Origin of the sequence: Nonomuraea sp. NPDC005650 (assembly GCF_040605375.1) — a bacterium.
Classification (GTDB): Bacteria; Actinomycetota; Actinomycetes; order Streptosporangiales; family Streptosporangiaceae; genus Nonomuraea.
Window position 1 is genome coordinate 34,534 of the sequence record NZ_JBEXCR010000032.1, and the last position, 12,183, is coordinate 46,716.

The following is a 12,183-nucleotide window of genomic DNA, read 5'->3' on the forward strand; positions in this document are numbered from 1 at the left end:
GGTCCTGGCCCGAGCGGAGGTCAGCCAGAGCGAGGTCCTGGTCCAAGCGGGGGTCGGCCAGAGTCGGCCCGGCTTAGGCGGAGGGCCCGGCTTGCGCAGAGGGCCGAGCTTGCGCAGAAGGCCCGGCTTGCGCAGAGGGCCGAGTTTACGCAGAAGGCCCGGCTTGCGCAGAGGGCCGAGTTTACGCAGAAGGCCCGGCTTGCGCAGAGGGCCGAGTTTACGCAGAAGGCCGGGCTGGCGTGGAGGCGTCTCGTTTCGTTTTTTGTCGGTGACCTGCTCTAACCTCGGGGCGATGGACATCATCCTGATTCCCGGTCTCTGGCTCGACGGCTCGTCATGGGACGAGGTCGTCCCCGCGCTCGAGAAGGCGGGGCACCGCCCGCACCCGCTCACGCTGCCCGGCATGGAGTCGAAAGACGCCGACCGCTCCGAGATCACCCTGCGCGACCACGTCGACGCGGTCGTCGCGGCGATCGACTCCTTCGACCCCGCCGCCGGCAAGGTCGTGCTGGTCGGCCACTCCGGCGGGGGCGCGATCGCACACGTCGCCGCCGACGCGCGTCCCGACCGGGTGGCGCGGGTCGTCTACGTCGACAGCGTCCCTCCCGGCGAGGGCGGCCTCATCAACGACGAGCTCCCGGTCGAGAACGGCGAGATCCCCCTGCCCGACTGGACGCTCTTCGAGGAAGAGGACCTCGTCGACCTCGACGACGAGCTGCGCGCGGCGTTCCGCGCACGGGCGATCCCCTCGCCGGCGCGCGTCGCGAGCGACCGGGTGCAGCTGTCCGACGACCGCCGCTACGACGTGCCTGCCACCGTCATCGCCTGCGAGTTCTCGACCGAGACGATCCACAAGTGGATGGGGCAGTCGCTCGCGTTCACGCAGGAGCTCTCCAAGATCCGCCACGTCGACTACGTCGACCTGCCCACGGGCCACTGGCCGCAGTTCACCAGGCCGGAGGAGCTGGGCCGCGCAATCGCCGCAGCCATCACCCCCGCCTGACGACCAATCCCCGTCGACCCTTCCCCTAGTCCCGGCCGTCGCCCACGACTGGTCGCCGAGGCCCTGGGTGCGGGTCCGGGTGAAGGAGCCTGTGTGCGCGGCAGGCTTGTGCCGGCGCGCCAAGGGCTCAGCCGGTGGCGGTGCCTGGGCGGCAGGGTGGGTCGTAGGGGACGTCGGGCAGGTACTGCCGCCACTCCCCTGGGGTGATCGGCGGGTAGGCCAGTGCGCAGATGCGCCGCGCGGCGCGGCCGGGGTCGACGGGCCACAGGCGGGCGGTCGAGTCGCTGGACGCCGTGGCCAGGGTGGTGCCGTCCGGACTGAACATCGCCTTGTTGACCTGCCCGAGGTGCCCGGTCAGCGTGGCCAGCGGGGCCGGTCCGGCCGGGTCGGCGATGTCCCAGAGCATCGCGGTCCTGTCGTCGCCGGCGGTGGCCAGGGTACGGCCGTCGGGGCTGAAGGCCACCGACTGCACGCTGTCGGAGTGGCCTCGCAGGACGGCGAGTGGCCGGTCGAGGGAGCGTACGTTCCAGAGCCGGGCCGTACGGTCGCCGCTGCCGCTGGCCAGCAGCGTGCCCGTACGGTCGAAGGCGAGGAAGTAGACCGTGCCGCCGTGCCCGCGGGCGACGCCGAGCGGGGCCAGGTCGGCGGTGCGCCACAGCCTGATGGTCCGGTCCCCGCCGCCGGTGGCCAGCAGCCGGCCGTCGGGGCTGAAGGCCATGGCGTTGACGGCGGCCTCGTGGCCTTTGACGACGGCCCGGCGTACGGGATGCCTGGGGTCGGTGATGTCCCAGACGTACACGTCGAACTTCTCGCCCGCCACCGCCAGACTCCTGCCGTCGGGGCTGATCGCCGCGGTGAAGATGTTGCCGATGCCGGCCACCGTCGAGGACAGGAGCCGGGGGCGGGCCGGGTCGGTGAGGTCCCACAGGCGTACCGAGCTGTCCAGGTCGGCGCTGGCCAGGAGCGTGCCGTTCCGGGCGAAGGCGACGGCGGTGACCCCGTTGGTGTGCCCGGTCAGCGTGGCCAGCGGGCGGGGGTCGCCCGACACGTCCCAGATCTTGATGACCGGGTGGCTGGCGGTGGCGAGCAGGCGGCCGTCGGGGCTGTAGGCGAGCGCGTAGACGGTGCCGCGGTGGCCGCCGAGCAGGGGCCGGCGCAGGTCCCACAGGCGTACGGTGTCGTCGCGCCCGCCGGTCGCGAGGGTGCGGCCGTCGGGGCTGTGGCGCACGGCGTAGACGGTGCCCGAGTGCCCGGTCAGCACGATCGGGTCGGCGCGGAGGTCGGTCAGGTCCCACAGCCGGACCGTACGGTCGTAGCTGCCGGTGGCCAGGGAGCGGCCGTCGCGGCTGAAGTCGATGGCGACCACGCCGTTCTCGTGCCCGGAGAGCGTGGCCAGGTTCTTGGCGTGCCGGGGATCGCGCAGGTCCCACAGCCGCACCGTGTTGTCGAAGCCGCCCGTGGCCAGCGTGTCGCCGTGGAAGGCGGCCGACAGCACCGCCGCGGTGTGCCCGCGCAGGTCGGGCAGGCGTTCGGGGCGGCGCGGGTCGCCGATGTCCCAGAGCATGACGTCGTTGGAGAAGGCGGTGACGGCCAGCGTCCTGCCGTCCGGGCTGAAGACGGCGTCCGACAGTTCCTTGGGGGCGCCTTTGAGCGTGCTCAGCAGGTACGGCTTGCGCGGATTCGTAACGTTCCATAACCGGGCCGTGGCGTCGTAGGAGGCGGTCGCCAGCATCGTCCCGTCCGGGCTGAAGGCCAGCCCGATGATCCCCATCAGGTGCCCGCCCAGCGCGGACAGCGCCACGGGGTGCCGGGGGTCGCGCACGTCCCACAGGCGGGCCGTGTTGTCGTTGCCGGCCGTGGCCACCACCTGTCCGCCCGGGGCGAACGCCGCCGCGGCGATGCCCTTGGCATCGCCCACCACCGACGACAGCGCGACCGGCCGCAGCGGATCACTTGCGTCCCACATCCGCAGCGTGCCGTCGAGGGATACCGTGGCCAGCCGCCTGCCGTCGGGGCTGTATTCCACCGCGTAGACCGCGCCGGCGTGGGCGGTCAGCACGTTGGCGTACGGGTTGCCCAGCGTGCTGAGCACGGCACCGCGTGACTCGGTGGTCGGTGCGAGCCGCTGGGCGGCCAGGGCGAGCTGCGCGGCCAGGGCCGGGTTGCCCGCGCGCAACGCGACCGACTCGTTGGCGGCCTTGCCGGACAGCGCCGCGTTGCGCTGGTCGATGACGGCGCCCTGCCCGCGTACCGCGACCACCACCGCCACCGCGGTGAGCAACAGCAGCGCCGCCAGCACGGCCACGAGCCGGCGCAGCCGCCGGGTGCCCCGCCGCCGCGCCGCGGCCTCCGCCTCCTGCCGTTCGACGGACGCCTCCAGGAACCGCCTGGCCTGCGGCCCGGGTGCGGCGTGCGGTCCGGCGCCCTCGGCCCAGAGGCGGGCCACGGCCAGCCGCGATCCGCGGTAGAGGGCGCCGGGGTCGTGCCCCTCCTTCGCCCATCGCGCCGCGGCCTCGGCCAGGTCGCGGCCGACGACCAGCCCCGCCCGGTCGCTCTCCAGCCAGCCGGCCAGCCGGGGCCAGGCGGTGACCAGGGCCTCGTGGCTGATCTGCACCTTGTCGAGGTCGACGGTGACCAGGCGCGCGGCCACGAACCGGTCGAGCACGTCCTCCGCCTCGGCCGCCACCGCGGTGTCGTGGTCGGCGAGAACCTCGGCGATCGTCCTGCTCCTGCGGGTGGCGGCGGTGTCCGACGCCACGTGCACCAGCGTCAGGAAGATTCTCCTGGCCAGCTCCTGGTGGTGTTCGTCCAGGGCCAGGTAGACCTTCTCCGCGCTGTCGGCCACGGCCCTGCCGATGCCGCCGACCTTGCGGTAGTCGGCGATGGTCAGCCGCCTGCCCTGGCTCTCGCTCCACATCGCGAAGAGGGCGTGGGAGACCAGCGGCAGCGTGCCGGCCTCGTGCGCCTCGCCGTCGGCGCGGGCCGGGGCGACCTCGCGCAGCAGCAGCTCGACCAGGCCGTTCTCGATCTCCGTACCGGCCTTGCGCGCGGGCTTCACGACGGCGGCGCGCAGCTCGTCCTCGGACATCGGGCCGACCACGAGCTGACCGGAGCGCATCGCCGCGACCAGCTCGGGGTGGCGCATCGCCTGGCCGTAGAAGTCGGCGCGCAGGCCGATGACGACCACCGACCGCTCCGCCGCCGCGCCCAGCGCCGCGACGAACCTCGTGCGCTCGTCCGGATCCTCGCAAACCGTGAAGACCTCCTCGAACTGGTCCACGATCAGCACCTCGCCCCGCTGTCCGGCCAGCGCGGCCATCGGGTGCGGCCCCGGCGTGAACACGACGGCGGGCCGGCCCAGCGCGGGCACCACCCCCGCCCGCAGCAGCGAGGACTTGCCCGAGCCCGAGGCGCCCACCACGAGCCGGAGGCCGGGCTCGGCCAGGTCGGCGACGAGTTGCTCGGTCAGCGCCTCCCGACCGAAGAACCACTCGGCGTGCTCGGTCTCGAAAGCCGCCAGCCCCCGGTACGGCTCCGGCCCCGCCGGTCGCCGCCCGGGCGCGCGACGTACCCGGTGCCAGGCGTTGAGCCACTGCTCGACGGCCGCGTCGTCGTTCACCCCGCACACCCGCAGGACCTCGATCAGCAGGTCGCGTGAGGAGAGGGAGGGCAGGCCGCGCCCGGCGAACCAGTCGCCCAGCGTGCTGGCGGCGATGTCGGCCCCCACCTTGGCCGCCACCTGGCGCACCGGCACTCCGGCCGATTCGCGCAGCCGGGTCAGCGCCTGGCCGAACTCCTCGCGGGTCGTGATGCGTTCCTGCTCCTGCACGAGCGCCTCCCCAAGGCCCGGCCCGCCGTCATGGTAACCGGCCGCGTACGGAGCCGTACGGACAATCGCCGGCCACTCGCAGGCGTCCAAGCCGGCGCACGGGGTGGCTCGACCTCCGTTTCCCCTCCGCGTCGGCGCGTTCGCGGTGGGCAAGAGGGAGTCCTGGCGTGTCGCGGGCGGGTTTGATGTTCAGACTGCGTCGACCAGGTGGCGTGAGGGCCCGTAGCCGATCTTCCAGCTCGCGCAATAGCCGATGAGCCCGTCGGCTGTGCATCGGACCGCGATGCTGACCCAGCGGATGTCCGCGGTCGGGGCGTTGTCATAGAAGGTGAAGCCGACTGCGGTCTCGAATTCGTCCGAGCCGCAGGTGCACTCGACAACATACGTGGCTTCGTCGTCTTCTTCTGTCGTCGGCCAGTATTCTTCGCCGTCCAGCATGTAGACGGTCTGATCGCAGCTGATGCAGGTGCGCCGCACGCATGTGGACGATTCATCTGTTTCAAGACGGAAAACCTGGCCCGTGCAGTGGCCGCAGCGCGCCGCCACCACCTGGTGTGCCGGGTACTCGTGCGGATCTGCGCCGAAGTAGGCGACCAGATCGTCGAGGTTGTCTCCTGCCCACCGCTCATTGATCTCCTTGAGTGCCACGGAAGCAAGGTAGCGGGCGGTTTCGGACCGTGCAGGCGGGATGCTTGGATGGCCTGGTGGTGACGGGCTCGTCATGTCCCGCGTCCGCTTGAGCGTCCAACGGACTCTGCGGGAGAACATCACCCGGGCCACCAAACATGGTCGGGTCCAACGACGGCTTCGCCAAGTGGATCGGGTTTGGCAACAACGGAGTGATCGCCGACAACGAGCCCGAGGAGATCGAGCTCAGCACCCTGGTCGCCGACCTGGCCATGCACCAGACCACGCCGACATGTCTTTGGTGCTCTTGGGGGCGGGCTCCATCCGCCCCGCGGACCGCGAAAGCGGGCATGCGGTCCGGCTGTGCGTTGTCGCGTCATGCGGAGGCGGTGCCGGACTGGGCTCCCTGGTCCAGCAGGGCGTTGATCATCTCCTGGAGTTCCTCGCGTCCGGTGATGCCGAGCGCGCCGGTCAGGGCTTGGGCGAGCTTGTCGAAGGGGTCGTCCATCGGCAGTTCTTTCACTTTGTCGGCCAGTTCCTCCACGCTCCACAGCCCGTCCTTGTGGATGTGGCCGCCGAGGGACCAGCCGTGGTTGACCGCGACCGTGCCGCCTCGTACCGACAGCACCTGGCCGGTGAGCGGGCAGGCCGCGCTGGCCAGGTAGGCGGCGACGGGTGCGCTGGCGGCCGGGTTCAGGGGGTCGAACCGGTCGCCCTCCGGGGGTTGCCGGCTCATGCCGGGGACGCTGAGGGTGAGTCTGGTACGGGCCATTGACGGTGAGATGCAGTTGACCCGCACGCCGTAGCGGCCCAGTTCGAGGGCGGCCACGACGGTGAGTGCCGCGACTCCGGCGTTGCCCGCCGCGTAGGAGACCTGTGCGGGCAGCGGGTTGAGCAGTCCGGAGCCGGAGGAGGTGTTGATGACGGCTCGGTCGGCGCGGGTCCCTGCTTGGAAGCGGTCGCGCCAGTGGCGGGCGGCCCAGTGTGTCACCGCGAACGTGCCCTTGAGCTTGACGGCCAGGACGTCGTCGAAGTCCTGCTCCGGTAGGTCGGTCAGGCCCATGTTCCGTTCGATGGTCGCGTTGTTGACCACGACGTGCAGGTCGCCGAAGGAGTGCAGGGCTGTGTTCACCATGCGGCGGGCGCCGTTCCAGTCGGCGACGCTGTCGGTGTTGGCCACGGCCTGCCCGCCGCGCGCGGTGATCTCCTCGACGACGTCTGCTGCCACGCCGGCGTCGCCGCCTGTGCCGTCGATGGCGACGCCGGGGTCGTTGACGATGACCTTGGCGCCCTGGGCGGCGAAGAGCAACGCTTCCTGCCGTCCGATGCCGCGCCCCGCTCCGGTGATGAGGACGACGCGTCCGTCCAGGTTTCCCATGATGACCACCCTTCAGTGGCTGCAGTCGCTGTAGTTATTCATTGTATGCATGACTGCAGAATGTGAAGTAAAATGGTTCACATGGTGGAGAAACTGGGACTGCGGGAGCGCAAGAAGCAACGCACCCGGCAGGCGTTGATCGAGGCGGCGGTGCGCCTGTTCCAGGACAGGGGCTACGACCAGGTGACCGTGGCCGAGATCGCCGACGGCGCGGAGGTGTCCCCCCGCACCTTCTTCCTCCACTTTCAGACCAAGGAGGACGTGCTCTTGGCCAACACCGACGTGCGCGTCGATCTGGCACTGCAGGCGATCACCGAGCGCCGCCCCGGGGAGCGGCTGCCCGAGGTGCTGGTGCGGGCGATGGACCAGATGATCGTCAACGCCTGGGATCGCGACCTGTCCAGCGGGCTCGCGGCGCTTCGGGCGCGGCTGGCGGCCTCGGAACCGGCGCTGCAGGCCCGGCTGCTGCAGCGGTACCTCACCGCGCAGGCCGTACTGGCCCAGGCGCTGCAGCGGGCCTTCCCCTCCAGGCTCGACACCGTCACCGCTTCCGCCCTGGTCGGCGCGATGGTGGGCGCGGTCAGCGCGTCCGCGCTGACCGCGCTGCAGCGCGGCGACGGACCCGACGAGGTACGGAACGCCATGCGGCAGGCCACGGCCCTGGTGGCGCGATCCGTCACCTGACCGATGATTACGGTTGACCCAGGCCGGCATCGTCTTGGTGAACTGTCGCTGCTTTCGGCGCCTGCCGAGATTGCGCACGGTGACTCGCCCGCGCCCTTACCTCGCTGGTGCGACGTTCGTCCATGATCGCGGTTGGGCTTGACAGTTGATCTCGTATGCACAAGATTGTTGCGTTCCTCCGACCGATTTCCAGGGGATCGTGATGAAGCGGACCGTCGTGGGGGTAATCCTGATCGCGGGCCTGGCGCAGCTCGTCGCCGCCCCCGCGCAGGCGGCGCCCGGGACCGACCCGGTGGCGGCGCTCCGGGCGGCGTTGATCCGCGGCAAGGGCGTGAACATCGTGTCCACCTCGAAGGTGGATCACGGTCGCGGCATGTATTACACCTTGAGCCTGGACGGCATGGTGGGGTTCGGGCCGCAAGGCGAGGTCGCCTCTGATACGTCCCAGCGCCTGCAGTTCAGCAAGGCGGCCATGGCGGAGGACGCCGCCCCGGAAGAGACGCCTCTGAGGGTGATCTCGTCAGGCTACGACGATTACGTCTCGGGCCCGCGATTCGCCGACGTACTTCCGCAGGGCACGAAATGGGTGCGCTACTCGTATACCGATCTGCCTGCCAGTAATCCGCTGCTGGAGGCGCTGGAGCCCGCCACGCTCAAGGCGCTGCTGGCCCACCGTACGTCCTGGCGGGGCGGGGTGGTGAAGGGCACGATCAAGGCCGACAAGCTGGTCAAGGTGTCTGGTTCCTTTGCCTCGCGCTTCCGCGGCTACTCCTGGAGCAAGCCCGTCAGCACCATCTCCTACACCCTCCGTCTGAGCACGGCTGGGCTGGTGGAGCGAGTCACGGCCAAGGGAGTCCTGCACCACTGGAAGGGTTCCGTGCTCCGCGTCGAGGCGGACACTAGCTACTCCGCTTGGGGACGGCAGGTCACCGTCGCGCTGCCGCTGAAGGGCGAGGTGCTCGACCAGGAGCAACTCGAAGGCAAGGTGCCCTACCAGGTGCCCGGCGCCTGGAATTAGCCACGTGGCGATGCACTAGCCGGCCTGGCGATTTCAACTCCATCCCGAGATCGTTCGGCGACTGGAGACTGCGGCGCTCGCTCTGAGCCGCAGCCACAGCCGCCGGGAGGGCCAAGGCTTCGCGAGGTTATTTGACTTCCCAGCGAGTACGACGCCGTCGGGTCTAGATCGGGAAGTGGCCGCTGCGGATGCGCCAGTGGCGGCCGGCCTTCAGATGGTCGACGATCGCGCGCTGGAGCACGGTGCGGCGCGGCAGCTGGTCGAGCGGCGTGGTCAGGGTACGGAACACGAACCGCAGCACCTCGACGTCGGCGTCCTGCCCTTCCGGCTCCTCGTAGGGCTCCAGCTCGAACCTCCGCTGGAACCGGACGATGTTGGAGTCCTCGGGCAGGTACTCCAGTAGTTGCGGGTCGAGCAGCCACGAACCGCAGGAGAACGCCGTGTAGCGCTCGTCGGGAAAGTGGCGTGGGAAGAACGCGCGGGCCTCGTCGAGCGAAGCCTCAACCGCCTCCGGGGTCATCGGCCCCGACTCGGGGATGTGCAGGTGGATCGTGGTGCCGCCGCGATGGTGCTGCAGCCGGCCCAGCTCGTAGATGCCGCCGCGCGAGTGCAGCGTCAGCCAGCTCTGCATGACCGGCCAGCCCTCGCGGTGCATCCGCCGGTCGATCGCGAGGTTGCGGCCCAGATCCGCGAGGGTCACCCACGTCACGGCATCGGCGATGCCGTGGTCGCGGTGGTACCTCGTGACGACGTCGACCAGGGCCAGGTACGCGTACACGTAGAGATGCCGCCAGGCGGGGCCCCGTTCGCGCGGCAGCTCCGGACCGGGCGGCAACCAGCCGTTGCCCCCGAGATCGGCGCGGACCAGGGCGATCGAGCGGTCGAGCAGCCAGCGCAGCTCCGGAGTCCACAGTGGAGAGTCGGGGTCGGGCCAGCCCGCCATGATCTCGGCGGCGTCGTCCGGCCGCACCGCGAGCCGGTCGAGGATCGCGGGCGCGTCGGCCTTGGCGGGCAGCGGAGCCGACGGCCGGTCACCGGCGAGCCGGTGCACGCGGTCGACATCCTCGACGGGTACCCCGAGCCGGGCGGCGGCGGTGTCCAGATCCACGCGAACGATCCTACGATCACCGGCAACGCCACGGAGAATAGTCAAGAAATCTACCTTGTGTCCTCACGTGCCTGGCTAAGCCTCGCCGCGGCGAACTCTGGGGCCGCGTCAGGAGAGGTCGGCGGCCACCGTTTCGGCGGCCAGGGCCGGATCCGCCCCGGCGCGATCACACAGGGACTCGATCGACCAGTGAAGGGTCTGGCGGCGCGCCGACAGGGTGAGACCCGGCTCGCAGATCTCGCCGTACACGCCGAAGTCGAGCTCGGGCAGGCGGGCATGCAGGGCCTCGGCCAGGCCGGCGGCGAAGGCGTCACGCGCGGCGCGCGCCTCGGGATCGCACTCACGCAGCGCCTGCGCCAGCTCGTGGGGGTTGGGCGTGAAAGAGGCGCGCGTCTGCGGATCGTACTGGCGCATCGCCTCCACCAGCTCCTCGTCATCGTCGTCATAGAGCTCCACGTAGGGCAGCAGCTCCGGATCTCCCAGGCAGGCGACCGCCGCCAGCATCGAGCCGCTGACGGCGCCGCTCTCCAGGATGCGGATGACGTGTGGCACGACGCGGTGGTCCCGGCGGCGGGCCAGCCCGGCGGCCGCCTCTTCACGCGCGTCGGTGTCCTCGTCGCCGATGCGTGCCCACAGCGCCTCGCGGATCCTCGTGTTGTCCGCCTGGCACTGGGTTCCCAGGACGAACGTCGCCCAGTCGCGTACGTCCTCCTCCGGATCGGCGCTCAGCCGGATCAGCGTGTCGATGACCGCGTCGTCGTCCTCGCGGCCCATCGGCAGCCCCCACGCGACGAAGAAGCGCACGTCCTCGTGGGGGTGGTCGGCCAGGCGCAGCAGCTCGGGCAGCGCACGCTCGTCTGCGGTGCAGGCCAGTGCCCGCGCGATGCCCACGTGGACGTCGTCATCGGTCTCCGTCCTGAGCGCCCGCAGGCAAGCGAGTAGTACGCGTTCCCGTATCGACTCGTCGATCTCCGCGAGGCAACCGGCCAGGTCGAAACCGATCTTACGTTCGGCGGGGTCGGCGGATCTCACCATCAGGAAGGCCGGCTCGCGGACGGCAGCCGGTTCCTCCACCGCCTTCAGCACCAGTTGCCACGCCTGGTCGTGGTCGCCGCCGTGCGTAGCGTTGCGGGTGAGCTCGACCGCTTCGGCAATCAGTTCCATGGGACGAATGGTCGCGCGCCGGGTCCCCCGCAAGCCAACCGATTTCCGGCCGGCTGCCGGTCCACCGGCCCGGCGCGACTTCGCATCCGTGTTCTGCACGGCAACTGATCGCGGAAGTGGGCCTGATCCGCTACTCACCACGTGGTTCGGGAGTTCCGACGCGGTGTCCCGATGAGCTGCTCGCGCACGCCCTGTGAAGCTCAGCGAACCTTCCGGAAGAACGCCCGGACGTCGCTGACCAGCAGGTCGGGGGCCTCCATGGCGGCGAAGTGTCCGCCCCGGTCGAACTCCGACCAGTGGATCACGTTGTGCTCGCGCTCGGCGATGCGCCGGACCCCGCCGTCGCCGGGGAAGACCGCGACCCCGTGCGGGACCTCCGAGCGCTCGACCGGCCTCCCCCACTGTGCCGAGCCCTCCTTGTAGAGCCGGGCGGAGGAGGCGGCGGTGCGGGTCAGCCAGTAGATCGCCACGTTGGTGAGCAACTGGTCGAGGTCGACCGCGTCCTCGGGCAGGTCGTGCGCTGGGTCGGTCCACTCCTTGAACTTCTCCGCGATCCAGGCCAGCTGGGCGGCGGGAGAGTCGTGCAGGCCGAAGGCGACGGTCTGCGGCCGGGTGGCCTGGATGATCGCGTAGCCGGAGGCGTCCTGGTCGGCGTACTGCCGCAGGCGGGCCTGCTCGGTCTCGGTGAGGCCCTCCATCTCGGCCGGGTCGAAGGTCGGGAAGCCGAGCGCGCCGTTGACGTGCACGCCGGCCACCCGGTCGGGGGCGACGCGGCCGAGCTCGGGCGAGATGACCGAGCCGCTGTCGCCGCCCTGGGCGCCGTAACGCTCGTAGCCGAGGCGGCTCATCAGCTCGGCCCACGCGCGGGCGACCCGGCTCAGGTCCCAGCCGGTCTGGCGGGTGGGGCCGGAGAAACCGAAGCCGGGGATGGACGGGGCGACGACGTGGAAGGCGTCGGCGGGGTCGCCGCCGTGGGCGCGGGGGTCGGTGAGCGGGCCGATGACCTTCATGAACTCGGCGATCGAGCCGGGCCAGCCGTGGGTGAGGACCAGCGGCAGCGCGCCCGGCTCGGGGGAGCGCACGTGCAGGAGATGGATGTTCTGGCCGTCGATCTCGGTGGTGAACTGCGGGTACTCGTTGAGCGCCGCCTCGTGCTTTCGCCAGTCGTATCCAGTGCGCCAGTACTCGGCCAGCCGCCGCACGTACGAGACCGGGATGCCGTACGACCAGCCGACGCCGGGCAGTTCGTCGGGCCAGAGGGTGCGCGCCAGCCGCTCGTGCAGGTCGTCGAGCGCGGGCTGCGGGATGTCGATATGGAACGGGCTGATCTGCGTGGTGGGCGTCATGGAGAGAACGCTAGGGACAGGTTAGG

9 protein-coding genes are annotated in these 12,183 nt (G+C 70.8%); 3 read left to right on the forward strand and 6 right to left on the reverse strand.

Features of this window, described 5'->3' with window-relative positions; translation table 11 throughout:
• Positions 1-292: 292 nt before the first annotated feature.
• Complete coding sequence (locus ABZS69_RS43455) at positions 293-1,003, forward strand: alpha/beta hydrolase (protein WP_355383097.1); 711 nt, start codon at positions 293-295, stop codon at positions 1,001-1,003.
• A gap of 127 nt (positions 1,004-1,130) precedes the next feature.
• On the opposite strand, the gene ABZS69_RS43460 is transcribed toward ABZS69_RS43455, so the two are convergent.
• From ABZS69_RS43460 to ABZS69_RS43470, 3 genes are all read right to left on the reverse strand, one after another.
• On the reverse strand, positions 1,131-4,832 hold the full coding sequence (locus tag ABZS69_RS43460; protein WP_355383100.1) for a helix-turn-helix domain-containing protein: 3,702 nt from the start codon (positions 4,830-4,832) through the stop codon (positions 1,131-1,133).
• Positions 4,833-5,021: 189 nt separating this feature from the next.
• Positions 5,022-5,480, reverse strand: a complete 459-nt coding sequence (locus ABZS69_RS43465) for a hypothetical protein (RefSeq protein WP_355383103.1) — start codon at positions 5,478-5,480, stop codon at positions 5,022-5,024.
• Positions 5,481-5,835: 355 nt separating this feature from the next.
• Positions 5,836-6,837 carry an SDR family NAD(P)-dependent oxidoreductase gene (locus ABZS69_RS43470; RefSeq protein ID WP_355383105.1) on the reverse strand — a complete coding sequence of 334 codons (1,002 nt, stop codon included), beginning with the start codon at positions 6,835-6,837 and terminating at the stop codon, positions 5,836-5,838.
• Positions 6,838-6,918: 81 nt separating this feature from the next.
• Between ABZS69_RS43470 and ABZS69_RS43475 the strand changes: the two genes are divergently transcribed.
• Both ABZS69_RS43475 and ABZS69_RS43480 read left to right on the forward strand, forming a co-directional pair.
• Positions 6,919-7,521, forward strand: a complete 603-nt coding sequence (locus tag ABZS69_RS43475) for a helix-turn-helix domain-containing protein (protein ID WP_355383108.1) — start codon at positions 6,919-6,921, stop codon at positions 7,519-7,521.
• Between the two features lie 202 nt (positions 7,522-7,723).
• On the forward strand, positions 7,724-8,539 hold the full coding sequence (locus ABZS69_RS43480) for a hypothetical protein (protein ID WP_355383111.1): 816 nt from the start codon (positions 7,724-7,726) through the stop codon (positions 8,537-8,539).
• Positions 8,540-8,702: 163 nt separating this feature from the next.
• Here ABZS69_RS43480 and ABZS69_RS43485 read toward each other — a convergent pair whose 3' ends face one another.
• The 3 genes from ABZS69_RS43485 to ABZS69_RS43495 all read right to left on the reverse strand — a co-directional run bounded on the left by ABZS69_RS43485 (position 8,703) and on the right by ABZS69_RS43495 (position 12,157).
• Positions 8,703-9,647 (reverse strand): acyltransferase domain-containing protein, encoded by a 945-nt coding sequence (locus ABZS69_RS43485; protein ID WP_355383114.1) that lies wholly within the window; start codon positions 9,645-9,647, stop codon positions 8,703-8,705.
• A gap of 108 nt (positions 9,648-9,755) precedes the next feature.
• Positions 9,756-10,811 carry a HEAT repeat domain-containing protein gene (locus ABZS69_RS43490; RefSeq protein ID WP_355383117.1) on the reverse strand — a complete coding sequence of 352 codons (1,056 nt, stop codon included), beginning with the start codon at positions 10,809-10,811 and terminating at the stop codon, positions 9,756-9,758.
• Positions 10,812-11,011: 200 nt separating this feature from the next.
• Positions 11,012-12,157 (reverse strand): epoxide hydrolase family protein, encoded by a 1,146-nt coding sequence (locus tag ABZS69_RS43495; protein WP_355383120.1) that lies wholly within the window; start codon positions 12,155-12,157, stop codon positions 11,012-11,014.
• Positions 12,158-12,183 lie beyond the last annotated feature (26 nt).